The sequence below is a fragment of the Rhizobium sp. BK176 genome (assembly GCF_024808055.1).
Genome location: NZ_JANUBV010000024.1, coordinates 40,600 through 66,144 on the forward strand (window position 1 = coordinate 40,600; position 25,545 = coordinate 66,144).

General features: G+C 59.8%; 20 protein-coding genes. 13 read left to right on the forward strand and 7 right to left on the reverse strand.

Annotation, left to right across the window (positions count from 1 at the left end; translation table 11 throughout):
* Nucleotides 1-2 precede the first annotated feature (2 nt).
* Entirely contained in the window at nucleotides 3-977 is a 975-nt protein-coding gene (locus FHT76_RS35490) for an O-antigen ligase (protein WP_246712812.1), read from the forward strand.
* A gap of 330 nt (nucleotides 978-1,307) precedes the next feature.
* Here FHT76_RS35490 and FHT76_RS35495 read toward each other — a convergent pair whose 3' ends face one another.
* Complete coding sequence (locus tag FHT76_RS35495) at nucleotides 1,308-2,819, reverse strand: hypothetical protein (RefSeq protein WP_246719934.1); 1,512 nt, start codon at nucleotides 2,817-2,819, stop codon at nucleotides 1,308-1,310.
* Nucleotides 2,820-2,862: 43 nt separating this feature from the next.
* Nucleotides 2,863-3,615 (reverse strand): hypothetical protein, encoded by a 753-nt coding sequence (locus tag FHT76_RS35500; protein ID WP_183756532.1) that lies wholly within the window; start codon nucleotides 3,613-3,615, stop codon nucleotides 2,863-2,865.
* Nucleotides 3,616-5,299: 1,684 nt separating this feature from the next.
* Between FHT76_RS35500 and FHT76_RS35505 the strand changes: the two genes are divergently transcribed.
* The 4 genes from FHT76_RS35505 to FHT76_RS35520 all read left to right on the forward strand — a co-directional run bounded on the left by FHT76_RS35505 (nucleotide 5,300) and on the right by FHT76_RS35520 (nucleotide 7,815).
* Nucleotides 5,300-5,818: a copper chaperone PCu(A)C gene (locus FHT76_RS35505; RefSeq protein ID WP_183756533.1), complete on the forward strand. Its 519-nt coding sequence runs from the start codon at nucleotides 5,300-5,302 to the stop codon at nucleotides 5,816-5,818.
* Between the two features lie 46 nt (nucleotides 5,819-5,864).
* A complete protein-coding gene (copC, locus tag FHT76_RS35510) occupies nucleotides 5,865-6,230 on the forward strand; it encodes a copper homeostasis periplasmic binding protein CopC (protein ID WP_183756534.1) in 366 nt (121 codons plus the stop codon).
* A complete protein-coding gene (gene copD / locus FHT76_RS35515) occupies nucleotides 6,227-7,102 on the forward strand; it encodes a copper homeostasis membrane protein CopD (RefSeq protein ID WP_183756535.1) in 876 nt (291 codons plus the stop codon). The genes copC and copD overlap by 4 nt, the downstream gene beginning before the upstream one ends.
* A 110-nt stretch (nucleotides 7,103-7,212) precedes the next feature.
* Nucleotides 7,213-7,815 carry a HupE/UreJ family protein gene (locus FHT76_RS35520; protein WP_183756536.1) on the forward strand — a complete coding sequence of 201 codons (603 nt, stop codon included), beginning with the start codon at nucleotides 7,213-7,215 and terminating at the stop codon, nucleotides 7,813-7,815.
* Between the two features lie 35 nt (nucleotides 7,816-7,850).
* Here FHT76_RS35520 and FHT76_RS35525 read toward each other — a convergent pair whose 3' ends face one another.
* A complete protein-coding gene (locus FHT76_RS35525) occupies nucleotides 7,851-8,249 on the reverse strand; it encodes a response regulator (RefSeq protein WP_183756537.1) in 399 nt (132 codons plus the stop codon).
* Nucleotides 8,250-8,501: 252 nt separating this feature from the next.
* Here FHT76_RS35525 and FHT76_RS35530 point away from each other — a divergent pair, with 252 nt between their 5' ends.
* On the forward strand, nucleotides 8,502-13,970 hold the full coding sequence (locus FHT76_RS35530; protein ID WP_183756538.1) for an alpha-2-macroglobulin family protein: 5,469 nt from the start codon (nucleotides 8,502-8,504) through the stop codon (nucleotides 13,968-13,970).
* Entirely contained in the window at nucleotides 13,967-16,048 is a 2,082-nt protein-coding gene (gene pbpC, locus FHT76_RS35535; RefSeq protein ID WP_183756539.1) for a penicillin-binding protein 1C, read from the forward strand. The genes FHT76_RS35530 and pbpC overlap by 4 nt, the downstream gene beginning before the upstream one ends.
* Before the next feature lie 86 nt (nucleotides 16,049-16,134).
* Here pbpC and FHT76_RS35540 read toward each other — a convergent pair whose 3' ends face one another.
* Complete coding sequence (locus FHT76_RS35540) at nucleotides 16,135-16,485, reverse strand: VanZ family protein (RefSeq protein ID WP_183756540.1); 351 nt, start codon at nucleotides 16,483-16,485, stop codon at nucleotides 16,135-16,137.
* 292 nt (nucleotides 16,486-16,777) lie between these two features.
* On the opposite strand from FHT76_RS35540, the gene FHT76_RS35545 reads away from it, so the two are divergent.
* From FHT76_RS35545 to FHT76_RS35560, 4 genes are all read left to right on the forward strand, one after another.
* Nucleotides 16,778-17,167, forward strand: a complete 390-nt coding sequence (locus FHT76_RS35545; protein WP_183756541.1) for a hypothetical protein — start codon at nucleotides 16,778-16,780, stop codon at nucleotides 17,165-17,167.
* Between the two features lie 366 nt (nucleotides 17,168-17,533).
* Complete coding sequence (locus tag FHT76_RS35550) at nucleotides 17,534-18,073, forward strand: sigma-70 family RNA polymerase sigma factor (protein WP_183756542.1); 540 nt, start codon at nucleotides 17,534-17,536, stop codon at nucleotides 18,071-18,073.
* Nucleotides 18,060-18,827 (forward strand): anti-sigma factor, encoded by a 768-nt coding sequence (locus tag FHT76_RS35555; protein ID WP_183756543.1) that lies wholly within the window; start codon nucleotides 18,060-18,062, stop codon nucleotides 18,825-18,827. Before FHT76_RS35550 ends, FHT76_RS35555 begins: the two co-directional genes overlap by 14 nt.
* Nucleotides 18,828-18,850: 23 nt before the next feature.
* Nucleotides 18,851-19,567, forward strand: a complete 717-nt coding sequence (locus tag FHT76_RS35560) for a Bax inhibitor-1/YccA family protein (RefSeq protein WP_183756544.1) — start codon at nucleotides 18,851-18,853, stop codon at nucleotides 19,565-19,567.
* Between the two features lie 133 nt (nucleotides 19,568-19,700).
* Here the strand turns inward: FHT76_RS35560 and FHT76_RS35565 are convergent, their stop codons facing one another.
* From FHT76_RS35565 to repA, 3 genes are all read right to left on the reverse strand, one after another.
* Nucleotides 19,701-20,834 (reverse strand): RHE_PE00001 family protein, encoded by a 1,134-nt coding sequence (locus tag FHT76_RS35565; protein ID WP_183756545.1) that lies wholly within the window; start codon nucleotides 20,832-20,834, stop codon nucleotides 19,701-19,703.
* A gap of 146 nt (nucleotides 20,835-20,980) precedes the next feature.
* Nucleotides 20,981-21,961, reverse strand: a complete 981-nt coding sequence (repB, locus tag FHT76_RS35570; protein WP_183756546.1) for a plasmid partitioning protein RepB — start codon at nucleotides 21,959-21,961, stop codon at nucleotides 20,981-20,983.
* On the reverse strand, nucleotides 21,958-23,154 hold the full coding sequence (gene repA, locus FHT76_RS35575) for a plasmid partitioning protein RepA (protein ID WP_183756547.1): 1,197 nt from the start codon (nucleotides 23,152-23,154) through the stop codon (nucleotides 21,958-21,960). The genes repB and repA overlap by 4 nt, the downstream gene beginning before the upstream one ends.
* 195 nt (nucleotides 23,155-23,349) lie before the next feature.
* On the opposite strand from repA, the gene cobF reads away from it, so the two are divergent.
* Nucleotides 23,350-24,117, forward strand: coding sequence for a precorrin-6A synthase (deacetylating) (gene cobF, locus FHT76_RS35580; RefSeq protein WP_183756548.1), 768 nt, complete (start codon nucleotides 23,350-23,352; stop codon nucleotides 24,115-24,117).
* Nucleotides 24,118-24,178: 61 nt separating this feature from the next.
* The gene (cobG, locus tag FHT76_RS35585; RefSeq protein WP_246719942.1) at nucleotides 24,179-25,543 is read left to right on the forward strand and encodes a precorrin-3B synthase; all 1,365 of its coding nucleotides are present in this window, start codon (nucleotides 24,179-24,181) and stop codon (nucleotides 25,541-25,543) included.
* Nucleotides 25,544-25,545 lie beyond the last annotated feature (2 nt).

Here is a 25,545-nt window from a genome sequence, read left to right on the forward strand (position 1 = left end):
CGATGTCCCGCCTGCTATTCTGGATCATCGTCATGATCTTTCCCCTCGCGATCATTGAGTCCGTGTCGAACACGAACATATCGCTGGATGTCTTTTCGAAACTTTTCCCGACTCACGTCGTTGCGGAAAACATTCCGCGCTGGGGGTTGCGGCGCGTGCAAAGCGTCTTCGAACACCCGATACTGTTCGGCGTAACCTGCGGCGCCATCCTCGCCCTCGTCCACCTCGTTGTATGCGAGAAAGCGTCACCCGTGCAGCGCTGGGGTGCGACCGCAGTTGTGCTCGTGACCGCAGCTCTTTCGCTATCTTCAGGCCCGATAACCGCCCTTATGGTTCAGATTCTCATCTTGTTCTGGGACCGGGTTTTCAACGCTTATCCGAAGCGCTGGCGCGTGCTCTGGATCCTTCTCCTTGCAATGTACGGGATGATCTCGCTGGTCTCCAACCAGTCGGTCCCAGAATTTCTAATGACCCATTTCACCTTTGATGCGGCCTCGGCTAACTATCGTACCCTGATATGGCACTTCGGATCCGGTTCAGCCCTCAATCATCCGCTCTTCGGGGTGGGCTTCAACAGATGGGACCGACCGGAATGGATGCCAAACAGCATCGACATGTTCTGGCTTTATCATGCCGTCCTGTTCGGCATCCCTGCCGGTCTGCTGATGATATTGGCCTTCTTCATGATGGTCATTCCGGTTGCTTTCAAGCGCGGTCTCGAGCCACAGCTCGTCCAGTATCGCACGGCCTATCTGGCTGTCATGAGCGGTTATTTCCTCGTTGGTTGGACTGTGCATTTCTGGAACGCCACCTACGTGCTTTTCTTGTTTTTCCTGGGAAGCGGCAGCTGGCTTCTCGATGCCGGCAACCAGCATCGCAAAGCAAGCCGCGACGGGCCTGGCGCCATTCCGAACCGTCGACCTTCCGGCCGCCTGTCATCACGCCCGTACGCAACCGAGTCGGGCGGCCTTTTGTAGGCACCGTCGACTGGCGTTGACTTTACCTATCGAAACGGAACAGGGAGGAATGGGACGGCTTGAGCTTGTCGATAGCGGCCGGTGGCGACGGTTCGGCAACGAGATGAAGTACAGATTGTCGCGGCGATCTCTTCGGAACTTGGCTCGCGTGTGACACAGGCACAGTCACAGGGATTTTGCGTTCGCGGTCATGAATGGCGGCGGCATAGGGTCATTGCCGAATGCCGGCCATTGAGGCTGTCAGCACGGATGGGTCCTGTGCCCGTGGACCGCGATGTCGACATGGCCGCCGCCCTCTATACACTCCGTCCCCAGGTTGCGCAGCGTTGCCTACTCGGCGCGGCGTGCGAGCATGCGGCCGAGTTTGACTGAGGTCAGCTGTCGAATTTTCCGAATCGCCCGATTCGGAGATGCCATTGCGTTACGCGCTATCCTCGCCCTGTCGCGCCAATCGCCATAGCGATTTATTGGAAGCGATAGCAATTCCGGCCACGTTTGTTGGATCCCCTGCACTATGAGGCCGTTGTTGCGTCTGAGGGATGGTGGCACAGACAGCATCGCCATATAGATATCTCTTGAAACAAGCGGGTTCACCTCGACTATCCGCGGCGCAGCGTACGACTGCGAGAAAGCCCAGCAACTCATACGGAGTTCCATATAGGCAAGATCTAACAGGAAGAGGCTGTCATAGTGCCTGAGCGGTTCGAGCCAACGCTGCACCTCCTTAAGTAACAAAGGATGCTGCGGAAGCTTCAGCCTCGACACGATGCCAGGCGCATCAATGGCTATTCCTTGTTCTGAATTCAACCAAAGGAAGCCGCGGCCTATCTCGCCGCCGAGGCCTCCGATGAATATCCTGCCGTTCAGTGGCTCTACGCTTGGATGCATCGTCATATTGGAGCCGGTGATGCAATGGCCGACGCGCATCTGCCAAGCTCTCGCTCCATTCGCGTCCGCTTCTACATATTCGAGCAGGCGATGCTTCAAGTCGAAGCGCCTTGCTAGTTCCCTCGAGCGCGTGACGTCCAGTTCCGCACCCGGGGCCTTGACTGTGACGAAGTCAATATCTCCGGCAAAACTACGGCAACAGCCGAGAAGAAGCCGCGTCTCGTTGCCCGCTGTAAGAGCCATTGTCCCAAGTCCGGTCCGCTGGATTGCCCGTATTGTGCGTTCGACTTTATCCACTATCAAGGCGACCGGTTCTGAGAGATTCTTGGCTTCCTCAATCTTGCCGGCAGGCCAATGCCGCACCGTCTGCATAGTTTCCATATCAAGATAGTGGTTGCACATTAGGCGTCTGATGCCGGTATGTGCAGTCAGTCCTGCTGGAAACCAGCCATCCTCATCAACGGTCAATCCTCGATACAGCTCGTTATCGAACCGTTGGCGGTAGGCTGCTGGGTCGAGAAGCAAAGCGGTCGTGGCGGCTGCAGTTTTGGTTTGAGGGTCGTAAACCAGGGAATTGCTGCCGTTCGCATCGAGATAGATACGTTGCGCAGAGGTTGTATCGAGTACGAAGACAAAACTGCCCGCTAGCCGGTAGATCTGTTCCTCAACCCACTGGTCGATATCGTTGATCTGATCCAGTGAATCGTCCAACCGTATGGAGGACGTGAGAATTTCCTCCGCGTCGGTATCGATGACGGTTCCTAGAAAAAGTCCTATTGAGCGGCCGGAAGCATCCAGCACCTCAACCCTGTTCAGTGGTTCAAAGACGTCAACGCATAGCGTTTCTAGACAGTGGCGCGTGGCACTCGCAGCCGTCGGGCAGTCGCCCCGCGAAACAATGAACTGTCCTTGGAAATCAGGGAGGGGAAACATGTGGCTGGTTCCAATCATCATTTTGCTAGTCAGCTTGACTTCCTATTTTGCTTTGGACTGGGAACTACTCGCCGCTCAAGGGGCGAAGATCCTCGTCCCAGGCATTGCCGGCCCAGTCACTGCGGTTGGTTGGAGCGAACGTCGCGATCTGACCGTAAATTCCGCAATGGCCATTGTGGCCGTAGATTTTTGAAAAACGGTTGCCAATGATCCGGATGTGGCCACTACTGGGCGCGAATGCCCCGGATTCGCCACCGTACACGCAGTAGGAACCGCCCGAAACAAGATTGCGTGTAATCGTCACGTTGCGCGCCGGGGCGAAATCCGAATAGACAACGATCGGAGCTGAAACGCCCTCCTGAGAAAGCAGAACCGTATTGTGGTCGAAGATAACATCGGTCGCTCCGCCATGATTGGAGATGCCCGAATGATGGTCGCCCGCCTTGTGGCCAAGATCGCGCACGAAATTTCCCTGTACTAGGCCCTCGCGCTCGATCGTAATACCGTTGGACACGTTCCAGATATTGTTTCCGCGAACGATCAGGCCCCTTGCACTGCCATAAACATCGCTTACGCCGCGGCTAGCCCGCTGATCTGCCGCGCCATCGCATCCCAGGAGATTATTCTCGATACGCGCGTCGTCGGCGTCATAGCCATCTGCGGGGCGACCGGCACGGACGGCAACGATGGAATCTGTGTCGCACGCGACTATCTTACTGTCACGCAGTGTGACATTCGGTGCGTCGATGACGACCTGTCCATGCACTTCGACGGCTTCGATCGTTGCTCCCGGCCCCGTGACGCGTAGCCTGCCCATGTTCGGCTCCCACGCCCATCCTGGGCCTGACGACACATCTTGCGGCACCCGTCGGAGGACGGTTCCGCGTGCAGGCCCGGTATTAGTCTCATCGGGATAGCCGCATACAGATGGGCGCTCGGCGCAATGCGTCTGTTCGGGGGCGGGCAGGCATGGTGACGAGCCGCCGCACACGTCATCTTTGCCCTCGGCAAGGGAGGCGCCAGACGCTGATAAAGTGGCCGACATAAGCATGGCAATGCTCCCCCACGCAGCATTGCGCAGCCTGACCGGTCGGAAGATGTTCCATGACGATCGGCTCAACCTCGGTCTGTTCGTCGGACAGCTGCCAATGGCATCGGCTCTACGCGATTTGCGCGCCAGAAATCCGATGACGCGATGGCCGAATCTGACTGCCTTCATTGCCCGGTTCTCCGCTCTATTAACCTTGCGACGGCTCGGTCACTGCCTTCGCAATTGTTGCTGTAGGGTCCTCCCCAATCAACCTCTACCAAGGACTCTAGGTGACGACTTTTGTGATAGTCACCGGCGCATCGACATGCTCTCTAGCGAACCGTTGTTTTTAGAGATCGCACCCATCACTGTCCTTAAAAAGGAGATGAAAGCTTTCTCCAGTGGCAATTCTGTTTGAGAGGCGGCGCCTAGTTCCTCTTCGTAAAATAGATCAATTTATATTGTTTTGTTCAATATATCCGCTGCTACGCAATTTGACCTAGAGCACGTCTGCAAGATGAACAAAAGTAAAACGCGTACGCAGGCGCGCCATTATAAAGTCTCGTCGTAACCGGAACCAATTTGTCATGCCGGATAGGCACACCGACGCCTGGTCGGGCAAAGACCCGACGCGCGGCCGAGAAGGCGCTTACTGCAACGCGAACAAGCAGCGACCATCGACGGTCGAGGCCATCGGCGACAAGCCAGTTATGTTGCCCGTCTGCGCCTCCGAACAGTTCAGGAGCTAGCCGGCCATATCACAAACACGCTACACCGGATTTGTGTTTGCGACGACGCGAGCTATATCCGTTTCGAGCCCCTTTCAAATTGCCGCATTGAGATCTATTGCTTTGCTCCCTATAAGCATTCGCGTCAGCGAAGGAGAGGCGGTTGCAGGCACGAAAGGCGATGATCATGCTATGGATGTTGCGCATGACCTGCGCAATCGCCCTGCTGCTTGTCAGCTTCGCCCATCAAACGCCATCCCTTGCAAAAGAGGCGTTCGCTCCTGCCGAGTTTGCAGAATATATCCTTCCTGACGGCACGCTTCCCGTTATCTGCATAGCGCACAAGGCAACCGGGATGGACAAGCATACGGCGCAGCAATTGCATGGCTGTGAAGCTTGCCGGATTGCCGCCTCGGTTCTATTGCCGGTTCCTGACAATGATCGCAGCAAACATCTTCCTGCCGCGACCCTTGCTTTGTGGCATTATGACGTTGAAGTGTCTTTCAGACGGATCATATCGCCAAACACTGGGCCCAGGGCACCACCCGGTCCGCCCGCATTTGCTTGAACCGGCAAATCGGCTCATCCGCAATGCCTGGCACAATAGGCGCCGATTTGCGCTGCGGATATCCGTTCGGCCATTGGTAGATCGAACCGCATCCAATTTCCATCTCACAAGGGGCGTTTTTCTTCCGACCGTCGCTTTCCGTCGTTGCGAGGAATCCCTCTGCTAGGAACACATTTTGAAAAAGCTGATCATTCTCATAACAAGCCTGTCTTTTGCCGGCCTGTTTGCTGCAGTCGCTACCGCCAATGACGTCAAGGTGGGCGCCATCGATATCGGACACCCCCGTGCGCGGGCCATGGTGCCCGGTGCAAAGGTGGGTGGCGGTTACCTTGAGCTTACCAACACCGGTTCTATCGATGACAGGCTTGTCAGCATTACATCCGAACGCGCGGCAACGGCGGAGGTCCACCAGATGAGCGTCGCCAATGGAGTGATGACAATGCGGCCGGTTGTTGACGGATTGACGATACCAGCCGGCAAAACGGTAGAACTCAAGCCGGGCGGTTTTCACGTCATGTTCATGGATGTTGCTAAGCCTTTCAAGGAGGGCGAAACGATCAAGGCGACCCTGACCTTCGAAAAGGCCGGTTCCGTCGACGTAGAATTCACTGTCGGAAACGCTGGAGGTGTAAAGTCGACTTCTCCGGACGGTCATCACGATATGGGCGGAATGGATATGTCAAAGCCGCAATAGCGTGCTTGTCGGCGAGTTTCAAAATGTCTCAGCAAGGGGAATTTCAATGACCCATTCTCGTTTCACAGCCCTGTTGCTCGTAGCGCTTCTCTTCACTGCAGGCCGCGCTTTGGCACACGCCCATTTGACTGACAGCCTCCCCGCCGACAAGGCAACCGTCGCGGCAGCGCCCGCGGAAATCGATTTGCATTTTTCCGAGGAACTCAACATCAATTTCTCGGGCGCAAAGGTCACCGGCCCCGGCAAGGCATCTGTCAAAACAGGCGATCCTGTTCTCGTCGACGAAGGCAAGACGCTAAAGGTCCCACTTTCGGAGCGGCTAGGTCCAGGGGCCTACTCGGTGGACTGGCATGTTCTTTCGACGGACGGACACAAATCAAACGGCAATTATAGCTTCACGGTCAAGCCGTGACTCCCGACTCTGCGCTCATCCTGTGCCGCTTTTCCCTTTATGGCTCTGCCATGTTCTTGTGGGGAGCGTCCGCGTACCTCGGCTGGTTCGTTCCATCGGGATTGTCTGCACAGGTGGGCCAGCAGTTGCACACCTGGTATCGGCTCGCACTGTTCCTGGTCATCATCACGACCGCCCTGACGCTTCCGCTGCAGGCTGCCACGATTGGCGAGGGGTGGGCCGACGCGTTTCAGCCGGAGATGCTTAAGTCTATCCTAGGCGAGACCAACGTTGGCCAGGCCTGGATTGGCCAGGCCTGCGCGACCGTCTTTCTGCTCCTGTCGTTCGTGGTGCCATTTGTCGGGCGACGCGCGGTAGCCGTCGGTGCAGCACTGCTTTTGATCAGCACGACGATGACCGGTCACGCCGCCATGAACAGTGGCTGGCTACGACCCCTGCACCGCATCAACGACGGTCTTCATCTCCTGTCGGGAGGCGCCTGGATCGGTGCGCTTCCCGCCATCGTGGTTATCCTTCCTAAACTTCGTGAATCAATGTGGCAGCAGGACGCTCGTCTTGCATTGACACGGTTTTCGACAGCGGGACATGTGGCCGTCGGGCTGGTGATCACAACAGGTATCGCCAACACCATCCTTGTCGTCAAAGCCCCTCCATTGGACTGGCAGATAGACTATCAACGTCTCCTCGGTATCAAGATCTTTATCGTCTGCCTTCTGGTCGGGATCGCGATCAACAATCGCTATATCCTTGTTCCGAGGCTCGGCCGGAGCGCGACGCTGGGATGGTTGACGTGGGCCACCATTGCGGAAATCGCTTTCGGCTTCCTTGTCCTTGGCCTTGTTGCCGTCTTCGGCACGTTGCAACCGACGTGAGCTTCTCGAGAGACCTACGTCAAATGACGGTGGCAGCACTTTTTTTTAGCTTTATCCTTGCCGTTCACCGTGCCATTTTTCCCGGCAAAGCTGCATTGATAGGGGACACAATGTTTTCAAAAACGAAAAGATTCAGCATTGCACTCGCGGCTTGCGTTCTTGTTCCCTCGCTTGCCCTCGCCCATCCAGGCGACGGCCAAACGATCGGTTTTTTTCATGGCTTCGTTCATCCGGTGACGGGACTTGACCATGTGCTCGCGATGGTCCTGGTCGGCATCCTCGCATGGCAGCTCGGCGGTCGTGCGCTATTCACCGTCCCGACCGGTTTTGTGTCGTTGATGGCTCTCGGCGGCGCACTTGGAGCAGCGAAGATCTCCGTGCCCTTTGTTGAAACCGGCATCGCCCTGTCCGTCATCGTGCTTGGTGCCGCTATTGCAATCGGAGTACGGACGCCGGTTGCCGTCGCGACGGGCGTCGTTGGTCTATTTGCAGTCTTTCATGGACATGCGCATGGCCTTGAGATGCCCGAAGCGGATGGCAGGATCGCCTATGCAGCCGGGTTTTTGGTGGCAACCGCAACACTGCACGGCCTTGGGATCCTGGTGGGCTGGCTAGTAGGCAAGGCAACCGAGCGCCACGGGAAGATTGTCACCCGCGCGGGCGGAAGTATTGCAGCACTGGCCGGTTTCGGCCTGCTCACCGGAATTATCTGACAATTTGGCGACAATGATCCCGGCCAATCCGAGCTCTATACCACGCGGCGCGCCTCGAGTGCCTCCTGTAGGGACCTCTGCACGATTGACGGTGTCGCCGGTTTTTTGACGACTCCGAGCGCGCCGCGGACACGACCCTCGACCATCTCGGGATTTCCCGTCATGAACACAACCGTAACGCCATACTCGTCGACAAGACGCTGACCAATATCAGGCCCCGTCGCGCCGTCTGCAAGATTAACGTCCACAAACGCAATGTCGGCCTTAGGCGCAAGCGATAGAGCCTGCTCGGTGTCTCGCGCGAGACCAACCACATCGAGGCCCATTTCCGTAACGGTCGCTTCCAGATCAAGCGCGATCAGGAACTCGTCTTCCACGATCATGACTTTGCGTGCGCCGTCTTCGGTGAACTTGTTTTCCACACGGCCGAACATAAGTGCCCCTTTAAACTCAAAACATCCACATCCACTTGACCGCCTTGGGCAGGCCTTTCGGAAACGGGACGAGGGCGAAATGGTTCCGGAATGCAGAGCTGTTGGTGCAAAACCGGTCGGAATTGACGAATTCCGGCTATGCATGCTCGCGGTCCGTGGGGTGTCTCTCAGACAGCGTTTTGCCAGTGTTGACAACTGGATAGAGAGTGCCGAGAGTGCAGGCCTGATCAGCGCCAGCATCTTGGGGGACCTATGTTTGTACGCGCGTTTTTTGCCGTCGCCGCGACCCTTATCTCGGTCAGCTCACCGGCAGCAGCTGCCGAGACCACACGTACCATACAGACGATACAGGATGCCGATTACTTCGGCTTCGACCTGCGCACGGAACAGAACCTCACCCTGGATCAGTGCAAGTCGTCCTGCATAGGCGACAAGTCCTGCAAAGCCTTCACCTACAATCCGAAGGTGAAATGGTGCTTCCTGAAATCCGACTTCAAGACGATGAACCCCTTCCCCGGCGCCATCGCTGGCAAGATCGTCGAGACTTCGGCCGCTAAGAAGGAACCGGATATTGGTGCCGCTCCCCGCCTCACCTTCCTGTCCGGCGACGTTATCCAGCAGGCCCGCGACGACAAGTCCAATCTTGAAGTGGCTGACGATCAGCAGAGCCAGAGTGCCGACAGCCTGATCGCCAATGGTCGCCTCGACCTGACATCAGGCAACGCCATCGACGCCGTGAAATCCTTTCGAAGTGCGCTCGCTCTCTCCGCTGATGATGCCGCCCTGTGGCTGGAGACGGCCCGCGCGGCTGACAGCTTCGTCAAGACCGACGACAACAATGGCAGCGACCTCTACGGACAGGCCGTCCTTGCCGCCGTCAACGGCTATGAGCTGACGCGGACGACGACGAGCCGTGCGGAGGCGCTGGCCGTCCTTGCCGCCGCCCTCGACAAGAACGCAAATTATCGCGCCGCACTCAACGCCTACAAGGCGAGCCTGGCACTGGTCGGCTCGAAGGATGTCCAGGCGGCGTTCCTGCAGCTGAAGGCGGCTCAAGGGTTTCGCATGACCGAGCACACTGTCGATGCCGACGGTGCAAACCCTCGCGCCTGTGCGACATTCTCCGAAACGCTGGTCAAGACGATCGACTACACCGCCTTCGTGACCTTGAACGGCGCCGCGCCCAAGGCTCTCGAGACCAATGACAAGCAGATCTGCATCGAGGGGCTGGCACACGGAGAGAACTACAAGATCGCCTTTCGTACTGGCCTTCCGTCTTCCGTGGACGAGGTCCTGGAGGCGCCGGTCAGCCTCGATATCTATGTCAAGGATCGCACGGCAAGCGTGCGCTTCACGGGGGACAGTTTCGTCCTGCCTTCGACCGTTCGTCGCGGGATCCCGATCGTTTCGGTCAACATGGCTTCCGCCAATCTCAAGCTCTATCGCATTGGCGATCGCGGTATCGCGCCGCTTTTGACGAGCTCGCAGTTCCTGACACAGCTCGATGGCTATAGCGCGCAGCGGATCGAGGACGAAAGCGGCGAACTGGTCTGGCAAGGCTCGATCGACGTCGCCAATGATCTCAACAAGGATGTCGTCACCAGCTTCCCGGTGGACGAGGCGCTGCCAGAGCGCAAACCGGGCGTCTATGTTCTGACGGCAACGGCGCCAAATGCCCCGAACCAGGACTGGAATGCCCAGGCGACGCAATGGTTTGTCGTTTCCGATATCGGCATCACGACTTATGCAGGTACGGATGGCCTCAATGTTTTCACCCGCTCGCTGGCCTCGGCAAAACCGATCGCTGGGGTCCAGCTGCAGCTTCTGGCGAAGAACAATGAGGTGCTCGGCACCGCGACCACGGACGAGAACGGCCGCGCAAAGTTCACCGCGGGTCTGATGCGTGCGACAGCTGCCCTGACGCCTGCTGTTATCACCGCCAGAAAAAATGATGCAGATTACGTCTTCCTCGACATGACCCGAGCGGGATTTGACCTCTCCGATCGGGGCGTCACAGGGCGCGCGTCTCCTGGCGCAATCGACGTCTTGAGTTGGACCGAGCGCGGCATCTACCGCGCCGGCGAGACGGTCCATGCCGCTGCTCTTGCCCGCGATACCGATGGCAAGGCGATCGAGAATCTGCCACTGACCTTCATCTTCCTGCGCCCCGATGGTGTCGAGGACCGCCGGATCGTCAGCCAGACCAGCAACGTCGGCGGCTATGCCATTGACCTGCCCGTTCAGGAAAGCGCCATGCGCGGTACCTGGACGATGAACATTCATACCGACCCAAAGGGCTCGCCGATCGCGACAAGAACCTTCCTTGTCGATGATTTCGTGCCCGATCGCACCGACATGGAGATCAGGACCGATGCAAAAATAATCGGTCCGGAGACCTCCGCGACAATCAACATCAGCGGCAAGTATCTCTACGGCGCGCCAGCGGCGGGTCTGTCGCTCGAAGGCGATGTCGTGATCAAGCCGACCCGCCAGGCGAAGGCCTTCCCCGGCTACTTCTTTGGCCTCGCCGACGAGGAAGCAGCCGAAGACACACGCCAGACCATAGAAGGTCTGCCCGACCTCGACGACAACGGCGAAGCCATCACCGAGTTGACTGTCGGCGATCTGCCGGGGACGACGCAACTTCTGAGCGCCACCGTCTACATCAGGATGCAGGAAGCCGGTGGTCGCGCCATCGAGCGGTCGCTTGTTCTTCCCGTCAAGAACCAGGGCCCAATGATCGGCATCAAGCCGGAATTCTCGGGCGACCTTGGCGAAAATTCGATCGCGAACTTCACGGTTATCGGCCTCGATGCGGATGGTCAGAAGCAGGCGATGAGTGGGCTGCGCTGGAAGCTCTATAGGCTGAACCGGGACTATCAATGGTACCGCGACGGTACAGCCTGGAAGTACGAGCCGATCTATACTGCCGAGCAGGTTTCCAACGGCAATGTCGATGCGTCTCTTGATGGTGCGAAAATATCGTCTGCAGTCGCCTGGGGGCGCTACCGCCTTGAGGTCGAAAGCACCGAGACCGATGGCCCTGTGACGAGCGTGGAATTCGACGCAGGCTGGTTCGTCCAGGCGACATCGACGGAAACGCCCGACGGCCTTGAGATCGCACTCGACAAGGACAGCTACAAGATTGGTGAGACGGCCAAGCTGAAGGTCTCGTCGCGCTACGCCGGCGAATTGATGATCGCCGCAGGAACGGAAAATCTCGTGGCCGTGCAGAACGCTTCAATCGGCGAGAAGGGCGGCGAAGTCGATATCCCCATCACCTCCGACTGGGGTGCCGGTGCCTACGTGACCGCCACGCTTTTTCGCCCGGGTGATGCGCAGGAAAGCCACATGCCGATGCGCTCGATCGGCGTGAAATGGCTAAAGGTTGATCCGGCGGAGCGTGCGCTTCAGGTCGCGATCAATGCGCCTGAAAAGATGCTGCCGCGCTCGTCCTTGCCAATCACCCTTGCCGTTGCCGGTGCCAAGGCCAGCGAGGACACTTATGTGACCGTTGCCGCGGTCGATGTCGGTATTCTCAATCTGACCCGCTACGAACCGCCCAACCCAGAAGACTGGTATTTTGGCCAGCGGCAGCTTGGGCTTGAGATCCGTGATCTCTACGGACGGCTGATCGACGGTTCGCTCGGCGCTACCGGCAAGCTGAGGACAGGCGGGGACGGAGGTGCCGTGGCACTTCAGGGAAGCCCGCCGACGCAAAAGCTTGTCGCCTTCTTCTCCGGCCCCGTGAAACTCGATGCCGATGGCAAGGCAACCGTCAACTTCGAAATTCCGCAGTTCAACGGCACGGCCCGCGTCATGGCGGTCGCCTGGTCGAAAGCCGGCGTTGGCCACGCAACGAAGGACGTCGTCATCCGCGATCCGGTCGTGGTGACGGCGAGCCTCCCGCGCTTCCTGGCGCCTGGAGATACGTCCGAACTTCGGCTCGATATTGCCAATACGGATGCGCCAGCAGGCGATTTCAAGCTGACTGTTGCCGGTAATGAGGCTGTGGGGGTCAATCAGCCCGCCCAGACGATCCATCTGGAGGCGGGAGCCAAATCAGCCGTCACGCTGGCTGTCGTCGGCAAGCAGCCGGGCAATGGCAGCGTTTCGATCAATCTTGTTGACATGGCCGGGCTGCCGCTGGATCAGACGGTCGACGTCCCTGTCCGACCGGCCGTCCTGCCGATCACCGAACGCCGTGTGCTCGCGCTCAATCCCGCCACCAAGCTGACCGTCGACAAGGCATTGCTGGCAGACAGCGTATTGCCGGGCGCCTCCGTCAGCGTCAGCGTCACACGTTCTGCCGCCTTCGACATTCCGGCTTTGCTGATGTCCCTCGACCGCTATCCGTTCGGTTGCGCCGAGCAGACGACCAGCCGGGCCTTGCCACTCCTATATCTGAGCGAGCTGGCAGGACAGGCTGGCCTGGACGATGATGCGGATGTCAAGAAACGGGTACAGGATGCGATCTACCGCGTGCTTTCCTATCAGGCTTCGGCGGGAAGTTTTGGCTTGTGGGGACCGGATAGCGGCGACCTCTGGCTCGATTCCTATGTCACCGACTTCCTGACCCGCGCACGCGAGCAGAGATATGATGTCCCCGAGCGTGCTTTCGCACAGGCACTTGAGAACCTTCAGAACGCGCTGAGCTACGACGTCAATGTCAAGGATCAGGGCGACCAGATCGCCTATGCGCTCTATGTTCTTGCCCGCAACAAGAAAGCCGCGATCAGCGACCTGCGCTACTATGCCGACACTGCCATCAACGACTTCCCGACGCCACTAGCCAAGGCTCATATTGCTGCGGCACTGGCCCTCTACGGCGATGCGATCCGTTCGAAAAACATCTTCGTCGACGCCCTGCAGATGTCTGAGCAGTCGATGGTAACGCGCGTCAACCTTTCGAGGACGGATTACGGCTCGATCCTGCGGGATGGGGCTGCAATCCTGGCGCTTGCCGCCGAGAGCCGTCCTGTTCCACCCGTGGTTCCGGAACTGGCGAAAGCAGTCGCCAAGGAATGGAACCGCAGCAAGTACACAAGCACGCAGGAACAAGCCTGGATGCTGCTTGCCGCGCGGGCCATCCAGGGCGGTGATGATTCGATCAAGATCGATGTCAACGGCGCGTTGCACAATGGCGCCTACATGGCAAAGATGACAGGCGACGCCTTGCTCGGCAACAGCCTTGCGCTCATCAACCAAACCGGCGAACCCCTATCGGCTGTCGTGACGACGGTTGCAGCCCCCGTCGTGCCGCCGCCCGCGGGTGGTGATGGCTTTGCCATCGAACGTAACTACTACACGATGGATGGCGAGGAGGCGAATGTCACCGGGGCCACGCAGAACGAACGCTATGTCGTTGTCCTGCACATCACGGAAAGCAACAACTGGCCGTCGCGGATCGTCGTGACGGACCTGCTGCCTGCCGGCTTCCAGATCGACAATCCGAGCCTGGTCGACAGCGCCCAACTGACGAACTTCGACTGGATCGGCGAGGTGACGGCTGCCCATACCGAATTCCGCAATGACCGCTTCGTGGCCGCATTCAATCGGTCGGCGGACGACAATCGTGAGATCAATGTCGCCTATGTCGTGCGTGCCGTGACCCCCGGCACCTACGATCATCCGGCGGCCGTGGTCGAGGACATGTATCGGCCGCAGCTGTCTGCGCGTACAGCAACCGGCAAGATGGAGGTCACCGCAGCGTCGAAATGAGGCTTGGAAGAAAGCTTGCGATCGGAAGCGCTGCCGGCATCGTCCTTGCCGGTGCCGGACTGGTTTTGCTCGATGCCGCCGACCGGACCTATCCGCCGCCTCTCACGACGGCGGACATGGTCTCGGCCGAAGTGCTCGACCAGGACGGTCAGCTGCTGCGCGCCTTCGCAATTCCCGGGGGCCTCTGGCGTCTGAAGACGACCGTGGCCGACGTCGATCCGCGGTTTCTCAAGATGCTGGTCGCCTATGAGGACCGGCGGTTCTACACCCATGCGGGCATCGACCTGCAGGCCATCGGACGTGCCGCTCTCCAACTCGTCACCCATGGCCGCATCGTCTCAGGTGCATCGACGCTGTCAATGCAGGTCGCCCGGCTCATCGAGCCGCGGCAGGGCCGCTCGCTGTCGGCGAAACTCCTGCAAATGGCGCGCGCCATCCAGATTGAGCGGCGGCTTTCCAAGGAACAGATCCTCAATCTCTATCTGACGCATGCGCCTTATGGCGGGAATCTCGAGGGAGTGCGCGCCGCAAGCCTTGCTTACTTTGGCAAGGAGCCGCGACGGCTGACTGTTGCGCAGGCCGCTCTCCTTGTCGCGCTGCCACAGCTGCCGGAAAGGCGCCGGCCGGACCGCAATCTGGTGGCAGCCGAAACGGCTCGCAAACGGGTGCTGGAGCGCGTCGCCGTTGCCGACGTTGTCGGCGAAGGTGAGACGGCGCGTGCGGACGTCGTCCCCGTGCCATCGGGACGCATGCAGCTCCCGGCGCTTGCGGCCCATGTTGGCGAAGCAGCACGACGCACGGATCCAATGGCGCTGCGATACCAGACAACCCTGAAGAAACAGGTGCAGGCCGGATTGGAAGCCGTCGCCCGCGCCTCCGCCCCGAGACTCGGCCCGAAACTGTCGATTGCCATGGTCATGGCCGATGCGCAGACCGGCGACATCGTCGGTGAGGTTGGCTCGGCCGACTATTTCGACGCCAGTCGGTCTGGCTGGATCGACATGACGCGCTTCAGCCGTTCGCCGGGCTCCACCCTGAAGCCATTCATCTACGGCCTCGCCTTCGAGGAAGGTCTTGTCAGCCAGGAGACGATCATCGAGGATCGCCCCGCCGATTTTTTCGGCTACCGGCCGCGCAATTTCGACATGAGCTATCAGGGCGATGTCACGGTGCGCGAAGCGCTGCAATTGTCGCTGAACGTTCCGACGGTCAAGTTGCTCGATTCCATCAATCCGGCCAAGCTGCTGATCCGCTTTCGCCGTGCCGAGGTGCGGCCACTGTTGCCACCGAACGAAACACCTGGCCTCGCAATCGGGCTCGGGGGCCTCGGCATCACGCTGAAGGATCTGGTGCAGCTTTACACCGCCCTCGCAAACCGCGGCCAGCCAGTCCGCATCGGCGATGGCGTCAACGACCAGCCGGGCAAGATCGATGGCGAGGGCATGCTGGATCCGGTGGCCACCTGGAATGTCGCCGACGTCCTCTCGGGCGTCATTCCGCCGGCTGGCGCTCACAAACGCGGCATCGCGTACAAGACGGGCACCAGCTACGGCTATCGTGATGCCTGGTCCGTCGGATATGATGGCCGTTACGTGCTCGGCGTCTGGGTCGGTCGACCCGACAATGGTGCCGTGCCGGGCTTGACGGGCTACGGAACTGCTGCCCCCATCCTGTTTGAAGCCTTTGCAAAATCAGGAATTGCGACGACGCCCCTTCCCCGCCCGCCCTCGGGAGCGGTTCGCATTGCCCAGGCCGACCTGCCGATCAGCCAACGGCGCTTTGCCATCAATCCGGGTGGCCTCCTTGCGATATCGGGCCGCGAGCAGGCACCGCAGATCGTGTATCCGCCCGAGGGGGCGCACGTTGATCTTGGGGCACGGCGCGGAGATGGCTCGCCGCTGATGCTGAAGCTGCAGGGCGGGCGGGCACCCTTCCGGTGGTTAGCCAATGGCAAGCCGCTGCCGGATGTGTCGAAGCGGCGGACCAACCAGTGGATCCCGGACGGTGCCGGCTATTCAAAACTCACCGTGATCGACTCCATGGGTCGGGCAGCAAGTGTCGGCGTCTATATCGAGTGAGAAGGGTCGCCCCTGGATCAACCAGGGGCCAGATTTCGGTGTCGGAGGCAGGATGAAATCCCCTGCTCTGGACGTGACACCTCCAACTAGCGACTGAACGGGTGAAGTCGGCGTAGACGGTTGGCTGCATAGCCAAAAGCGACACCGATCGTTGCACCGAGAGCCTTCACGGCAGCATCGTCGAGCCTGGCATGACGGCTGGCGGACAAATATTGCAGCAGTTCCATTGCCGCTGCCCCTGCTATCACGAGGATCGCGCAGGTTAGAAATTGGCGAGGATAAGCCATGACGAAAAGCCCGGCCATCAGCGTGAAGGCAAGGGCCCGATCATAATTGACCGGCATCACGTCATGCGGTCTCATCCCGATCGGTGAAACGGTCACGAACACAATAGCGCCAAGCCACAGCCACGCTGCTGTCTTTATCAGTCGATCCATCGGCGCACGATAACCGACAGGACCTGCGGCCTCCAGTCAGTCGAATTGCTGAAACCATTTTTGGGCGAGAATGACCGATATTTCACCGCTCCGTCTGATTTTCTATTTTTATTCAATACCTTGGCCGCGCTGTCGCCGCGGTAAGCCGAAGGAGGTACGTGTCACGAAAAAGTGTTCTGGCTATATTAGACCGACCTTAATCGGTTGATTGTTGGAATCGTCTGGGTCCCCTTGTTTGCGTTCTGTTTCCCACCTGCGTCATGACCGGCACACGGCCCCCAAAGAGGTGAGCATGAACGAAAACGACGAACCGCTGTGGGAGCTTGATGAAGAGCTCTCGACATTGACGATCAGCTTTCCGACGGATCCACCGGTCGCACTCGTTCTCGACGCGGCAGCTGTTTCGGAACTCATCGAGGGTGCCGGCCAGGTCAGGGCGAAGATGGCGACGCCCCATTCCGAGGATTGGCAGGCAGGTCAAATGGTCGACGCCGTCCTCGATCCACGGTGGTATTCGGAGCCCGACGCCTTGCTGGAAGAATCGCTCCTCCACATTCGCGATCCCCGCTATGGCTGGTTGCACTATGCCCTTCCCCGCGAGTCTGCCAAGGCCCTGGGAAAGCTTCTTCTCCGCCAGGCAAAAGGCGGCCTTGAGGACGACGGACGACAGCGGTCGAACTGAACTTTTTCACGCGCAAAGGTGAGGCATGCTACCGCTTTTGCCTGACGTGCAATCAACGCCTGGTCGTGCTTTTATACTCTGGCAAGAGGGATATTTGTTTCGGGTATCATTTCAGTACCTGCTAAATTGTTTTGACGACGGACTGTGGCCTGCCTCCGGCGGGCCACTTATTTTTTCTGAAGCGTTCCTGCTGTGATTTTTGCTCGACATGCCCCTTGACCTTCCAATGGCTGAAAGGTCTATAAAACCTGTCTGGGCAAACCTCGACCTTACCCCTGTCGCCCCCTTTCGCGCGCTCCATGAGCGAAGCCTTCTTTTTTTTCTGGCTGCGGGAATAAATCGGCGCGGGCATCCGTATACTCAATCATGGAACGGAAAGAACGCTCATTCGATGTCATTGGCCAGCTCGCAGCGCTTCGCCGCTACGCGCGCTCGCTCGTGCGCAATTCGGATGACGCCGAAGATCTTGTTCATGACGCACTGGTGCGGGCCTATGAAAAAAAGCAGAGCTTCCGTCGCGGCGGCAATCTCCGCACCTGGCTGCTTTCGATCATGCATAACGCCCATATCGACCGGGTGCGCCAGAACCGCTCGCTTGCCCGCAGGCACGACGAGGCAGCGGTTGAAGCGGACCAGTCGATAGAAGCCGGCCAGGAACACGCCGTGCGCCTGCAGCAAGTGCGAGACGCCTTCTTCAAGCTTCAGGAGGAACAGCGCGAGGCCCTTCACCTGGTGGCCATCGAGGACCTGTCCTACCAGGAAGCGGCCGCTGCCCTCGGAATTCCGATCGGCACGTTGATGTCGCGTATTTCGCGCGCCCGTGCCCAGCTGCGGGAATTCGAGGAAAAGACACCCCGTGCGCCCCATTTGAGACTGATCGGAGGGAACGGCAATGAAGGCAATTGATCCTATCATCGACGCTGATCTCGACGCCTATGTCGACGGACAACTCGATGTGGCAAGACGCATCCAGGTCGAGACGTTCCTCTCCGAAAACCCCGCCATCGCGGCAAAGGTCATGGCAGATCTCAGCATGCGCGGGGAATTGCGCCTGGCACTTGCCAGCGGAAGCGCCTTTGGCCGTCCGGAGACGCGCGACGCGGCGAGACGCCTGGAGCGTGAACTTGCCTATGGCCGGATCCTGCACTCGGTGCAGCGGATCGCAGCCGTTGGTATCCTGGTGGCGGCCGGGTGGATCGCCCACACCTCCTTCGGTGCCTTCACCGCAACCGAGGTCGCCGCCTCGGTTCCCGCGCCCGCCTATGTCGAGGATGCGGTGCGCGCCTATCAGACCGCCCTGCTTCGCCAGTCCGTCCCGTCACAGACGGTGGCAAGCTACAGGCCGGAGGACATTCGCGCCGCAACGGCGATCGTCATGCCGCAACTGCCTGATGATTGGGCGATCGCCGACGTGCAGATATTCCCGTCCGAGTTCGGGCCGAGCGTCGAGATGGCAATCAAGACTGCCCAAGGCAAACCGCTCTCGCTGTTTGCCGTTCGGCCCGGTGGATTTGCCGTACAGCCTGTCCACCATGTCGCACTTCATCGCGCGGAAGCCGCCTACTGGCAGATCGGCGACGTCGCCTATGCGCTCGTTGCCGGCGACCGTGACATCAATCTGGATGCGGCAGCCGACAAGCTCGCCCGCACCCTCTACTAGCTAGTTCAACCGAGGAGATCAGTATGAACCCGACCAATCCGCGTTTTGGCTACGGCTCGGCCGCTGGCTCGCAGGCGCTGTTCGATGAGGGACTGCGCCAGCATATGCTGCGCGTCTACAACTACATGGGCCTTGGCCTCGTCATCACAGGTATCGTCGCACTCGTCGTTGGTAGCACGCCGGCGCTCTACGTGCCGATCTTCCAGTCCCCGCTGAAGTGGGTCGTGATGCTTGCGCCGCTCGCATTTGTCTTCTTCTTCTCCTTCAAGATCCAGACGATGTCGGCGAGCGCCGCACAGATGACCTTCTGGGCGTTCTGTGCAGTCATGGGCCTGTCGCTCGCATCGGTCTTCCTGGTATTCACCGGCACCAGCATCGCACGGACATTCTTCATCGCTGCAACCATGTTTGGTGCGACGAGCCTCTATGGATACGCAACCAAGAAGGATCTGTCCCGCTTTGGCTCGTTCCTGATGATGGGCCTGATCGGCGTGATCATCGCGAGCATCGTGAACATCTTCCTCGGCTCGAGCGCCCTCCAGTTCGCGATCTCCGTCATCGGCATCCTCGTCTTCGTCGGCCTGACGGCTTACGACACGCAGAACATCAAGGAACAGTACTCCGAAAACTACGATCAGGAATCGAACCAGAAGCTTGCCGTCTTCGGCGCGCTCTCGCTCTACCTGAACTTCGTCAACATCTTCCAGCTCCTCCTCAATTTCACGGGCGAGCGGGAATAAAGGGACAAGCGCTTCTGGGGGCAATGGAAGCGCTTCTGCGCCCGGTTCGCACTTCTGTGACAGGATGCGCGGACCGGGTGCTCACCTGGAAAAACGGCCGGGCTTCAAACCTGGCCGTTTTTTTGTCTTTTGATCAGATGATGCCCCAGGCGCGATAGCGCCCTCGCCCGGTGATTTCGCGGATCCCGATGTCGTTCAGAAGATTGAGGGCCCCGCGGCTGGTCACCCGCAACTCGCGCGCCACCATTGCCGACGACACCATTGGTCGTGACAGGACAAAATCGGCAAGCTGCGGCAGGCTGCTGTTCGAACGGCGGTCCCTGAAGCGGACTTCCATCTGTGTGCGCGCCAGAACCAGACGATCCATTTCCTTCAGGCCGGCGGTAGCGCTTTCCACCATCGCTTCCAGAAATGCCTGCAGCCTGGTCAGCCGATCACGCGACCTTCGTCTTTCGTGCCGTATCATCTTCAGGCCGGCATAGAAGGCAAAGAGATGCGAGGTAACCTTGCCGCGGGAGCGCAGGTAGCTCGAGACAAGCAGGCCGCCAAGCCAGTGCTGGCGACGCAGCGGCTCGATCCGCTCCCAGGCCTCGAAAATCACGGCTGCACCCAATGTGACGGGCAGCGCGTCGGCAATGGCAACAGTCTTGCGCCAGGCGCGCAGCCGCGCCGCTTCATCCCATTCCTCGTCGTCGAACAGGCCGAGCGGATCATCAATTCGCTTTTCGCGGGCCTCATCACGCGGTTCGGCTTGCGCCGGTGCAGCGGTGTTCCTATGGCTGTCCAGCAGCCTTTGTGAGCGCTCCAGGATGGCATCGATCTCTGCCAGCTCGGCGGAAAGCGCGTCGTCCTCGTCGTCCGCCTCCGCCTCGCCTGAGACCGGCTCGTCGAACTTTAGCGCTTCACCCCCACCCTCCCCTTCCACGCCACCGGCAAGGACGGCGAGACCGGCTGGACTCAAGGCCCAGTCAGGTGCGGCGAACCAGACTCGCCTTCGCAAACGCAGAACCGCGTGCGCGATCGTCAGCTCATGGCTCGGCGTGCGTGAATCCATATGGGCGTCGTGCAGCACCAGGTCCTCGACGTGAACGAGCTCCCCCGCCACCCAGAGAGCCCCAACGGCATCGAAGAAGTGCCGGCGTTCACCAAAACCGTCGGAAACGGATTCACGCGCGGCGCGCTCGTCCAGCCTCGCCAGACTGTCCTCGGCCTGAACGACGGCCGGCAACAGGCTGATCAGCAGCGGACTGTCGATTTCATAGCGCATTGTTAGCTTTTTCTATTTCCTCGCAACGGAACTCAAATCACGCTTAACTTCACTCATGGATGACATGATTTGGCGGCGCTTGAACAGAGCCTTTCAGGGGGAAAAGGCAACGGCAGTGGATAAACCACTGATCTGGTCGGTTGAAGCTACTTCGCGCTCTTGAACGCGTCGTAGAGTTCATCGAGCCGGCCAGAGAGGTAGTCGCCGAAATCAGCCGCATCGCCGGTCTTCAGCGCAATCGTGAAGGAATCTCCGGTCTTGCGGATGCGCCCCCTGATCTTGCTGTCCTGAGGTGTCCATTCGAACTCCGTCGCATCCTGCTTTTCCAACTTCCTTGCGAGCTCTGCGACCACCAGATCAAAGCGACGATCCGTGCCCTCGCTGGTGAACTGCTCCGACGCAAGCAACGTCCGCAGCCTCGAGGCTGTCGCACTTGTCCAGCCTTGCGCCAGCGCAAGCCATTTGCGGCGTCCGGCGGCGGGAGCAGCGCCGATGGCGACGATGACGTCCATCGGAATGGTCTTGGCGACCGAGATGAGCTTCGACAGTTCCGTCTTGTCGGTCGACAAGGCCTTCATGATGACGGGTCGCTCGAACCCCTTGCTCTCGAGATTGAATGCAAAGACGGCGCGCTCGACATAGGAGAGGTTGCGCCGCGCGGAGTTCTCGATCCCTTGTGCGATGACGACATCGACATCGTCGAGCTTTCGGATGATGGCCTGGACCTTTCGCCCGAGCAGTCGGACGGCCTGAAGTCGACGGTGGCCATAGACCACCTGGTAGCGCTGGTCGTCGTCAGGATGCACCCGAACCAGGATGGGCACCTCCTGGCCATTTTCCCCGATCGAACGGACCAGCTCGTCGTCGAGGTCCCGGGGCATGTCGGCCAGTCGGTCCCGGACAAAGGACATGTCGATGGCATCGGGTTCGAGCTCCACAACGCGCTCGCCGGATAGCAGGGCCTCCTGCATTGCCCGGCTTTCCTCCTCCATCCGTCCGAGCGTCAATGCCATCGAACGGACCGGGCCAGCCGGCCCACGGGTGGAAGCGTCGTCATCCAGGTTGGCCGCGGCCAACTCCTGCGCCGTATCGTCGAACAGTCCCTTCAGTCGATCGCGTCTGCTCATGAGCGGCCCCACGCCTTGTGAATTCCTGCCAGCACTTCGCCATTCGCCGCGTTGACGGATTCCAGTGCCCGGTCATAGGTCGAGCGTCGTACCTGGCCGCGCTCGATCTCATAGAGGGACTGCTTGGTCAGCCCGGCATCGGCAATTGCCGTTGACTTCAGGATGGTCGCCGTCAGCACGTCTTCCCCGAAGAGATTGCGCAGCAGTGCGACGATCTGAGACTGCGGTGCGTCGAATGGCTCGTGGCGGGTGACGACGTATTTGATGAAGTCGTGCTGCAGGTCGCCGCCAGCCTTTCTAACCACCGACAGCAGGTCTGACGTCATCAGCAGGAATTGCGACATGGAGGCGACGTCGACCATCTGTGGATGCACCGTGATCAGCAGCGAGGTCGCGGCACAGACGGCGCCAAGTGTCAGGTAGCCGAGCTGCGGAGGGCAATCGATGACAACGATGTCGTAGTCAGCCTCGACCTCCGATATGGCGACGCCCACGCGCCGAAAGAAAAGCTCTCCGGATCGCTGGCGGTCGCCAAGGGCACGCGGCGTCTCATGCTCGAACTCCATGAGCTCGAGATTGCCGGGGACGAGATCCAGGCCGTCGAAATAGGTTTTCCGCACAATGTCCTTCAGTGAACGGCGGCTGCTGTCATAGCGAATGGCTCCGTAGAGCGTATCGCCATCGGCAAGGTCGAATTCCGGCTGCACGCCAAGCATGGACGACAGCGACGCCTGCGGGTCGAGGTCGATCGCCAGGACCCGGTAGCCATTCAACGCCAGATACTGGGCAAGGTAGAGCGTCGTAGTCGTCTTGGCCGAGCCACCCTTGAAGTTCGTCACAGCCAGCGTCTGCAGTTTTTCGCCGGGGCGCCTCTGCGGCAGATAGGACAGGGCATCCTTCGGCTTGATGCGCGCCATGTGATTTCGCAGCTCATTGATTTGCGCCAGTGTGTAGGATCGGCGGCCATTGATGGCGATATCCGGCTGCGGCCCCTTGCCGTCGAGTGAAAGCTGCCGGAGATAGCCATCGGAAACACCGATCATCTGTGCCGCCTCACCCGAGGTGAATGTGCGCAGGGTCTTCTGCGACAGGGGCGGAAAGAGCTTCTCACGCAGAAGCTTCAGTTGACGCGAGAGCTGACTGGCGTGCCGCTCGATGCGCACGTCGGTTGTCGATACGCTAATGTTGTCCAAAACACCCGATCCCTATCAATGCGCTTTTTTATCAACATCGCGCTAAAAAGCGTATCGAAGATGCCATGATTCGCGAATCGCAACAATACGATCAGGCCTCAGCATGCGAGTTGGCCGCGGCCAACTTTTCTCCTCCTCCCTTGCCGTTGCCCTGGCAATCGGCCAGAAGGACCTGGTTCAGCAAAGGAAGGCGCCGTGCGACATATCGTGATCATCGGCATAGGAACGGGTAACCCCGAGCATGTGACGGTACAGGCGATCAACGCCATGAACCGTGCCCATACGATCTTCATCCCCACCAAGGGAGCCGCAAAGGACGGGCTTGCCGCAGTCCGTCGCGAGATCTGCAGCCGCTACCTCACCAATGGCACCACCGCCATCGTGGAATTTGCCGTGCCCCAACGGCTCACCACAGGGCAGACCTATCTGGAGAGCGTTGACGACTGGCACGGAGCCCTCGCCGAGGTCTACACCAAACTGATCGCGGCGTTGCCACAAACCGCTGTCGGCGCATTTCTAGTCTGGGGCGATCCCAGTCTCTACGACAGCACGATCCGCATTCTCGAGCGCGCCTACTCGCTCCAGACGGTCGAATTCGATGTCTCCGTCATTCCGGGGATCACCAGCATGCAGGCGCTCGCGGCCAGCCATCGCATCCCCCTCAACCTTGTCGGCAAGCCAGTCGAAATCACCACCGGCCGCCGCCTCGCCCAGTTCGGAAACCAGGCGGACACCACGGTTGTCATGCTCGACGGCGAGCTTGCCTTCTCGAAGATCGACGATCCGGAGGCCGAAATCTTCTGGGGCGCCTACCTCGGAACCCCCGACGAAATCACCCATGCCGGGCGACTGGCGGATGTCGCAGACGACATTGTCAGGTCCAGGGCAGACGCGCGTGCACGCCACGGCTGGATCATGGACATCTATCTGTTGCGCAAGGGGCAGGACTTCGACGATCTTTGACCAGATCCCGGTTTTGCTCCACGGTCCGATCATGTAAGGACGTGGCCGAGGCAATATGATGATGACGACGCACCGACAGCTGGAGGAAGAAAGCCCCGGGAATGCGCACCCGCATGGGATCCGGCGCGGCGCCTGCCCCACGCTTTTCGAGCCGATGCAAACCGGCGATGGTCTGCTCGCTCGTTTGAGGCCAGTTGCAGGAACCCTTTCGTTGAGGCAGTTCTCGCTCCTGGCCGAAGCGGCTGAACGCCTTGGAAACGGTCTTCTGGAAATCACCTCACGCGGCAGCCTGCAGGTGCGCGGCCTTCGCGGGGAAACCGCCACCCAATTTGCAAACGAGGCCGAAGCTGCGGGCCTTCTGATCCCCGGTGGTCCGGCGATCGAGCTGTCGCCACTTCATGGGCTCGCGCCACAAGAAATCGGAAATCCCGCTCCGGTCGAGACGATGCTGAGGGCAAGGCTTTCTGCGCAGCTCGCCTCACCCCTAATCGCCCCGAAACTCTCTGTTCTGCTCGACGGCGGCGGTGGCGACGGGATCTCACCCCTGTTCGCCGATATCAGGATTATGGCAGTCTCGCCGGACAACTGGCAACTTGCCATCGACGGCAATGGCAAGACCGCGATCCCGCTTCTGACAGGCGATGCCGAGGCCTGCGTGCGTGCTGTCGCCGATCTTCTTGACCTGCTGATCTCTCTTGGTCGCCACAGGCGATGTCGCGACATTCCACGGCTGACGCTTCAGTCGATGTTCCCGTTGATGCCTGCCCAGCATCTTGTCGACCGGGATAGATCCGACATATCCCTGACAGGCTGCTTTCCGCTTGCCGACGGGTCGCTCGCTGTCGGTCTCAGGCCACGCTTTGGACAGATCCGGGCCGATCAGCTGCTTGCCTTCTTTAGCCGTGCGGAGGCGATCGGTGCCGGCGAGGTCAGGCTCGCCCCCGGTCGGGTCCTGCTCCTCACCGGCCTTCGGGCTGACGCAGCCCTGGCGATTGCCGGCTCCGCTGCAGATCACGGTCTTTCTGCCGACAGCCATGACCCCTCCTCCCACATTGCTGCTTGCGCGGGTGCCGGCGCCTGCGCCTGCGGCCATTACAGTACAAGGACGCTCGCCGAAGCGATCGTTGCGACGTCGGCCGATCTCCTCGATGGCTCCATGGTCGTCCATTTCTCCGGCTGCGCCAAAGGATGCGCCCTTCGTTCGCGCGCCCTCACCCTTGTCGGCTCCGAAGACGGCTATCGCCTGATGCTTGATGGCACCCCGCTCGACGCCCCGGACGCACAGATCGCTAGCGGCGGCGCCGAATCCGCTATAGAGAACATCGCTCGCTTCATCAAAAACGAGAGACGTGCTGGCGAATCGGCTAGGTCCTGCCTTTCAAGGGCAGGAAAGGCTGCCGTCATCCGGGCGTTGCGACAGGAATAGAC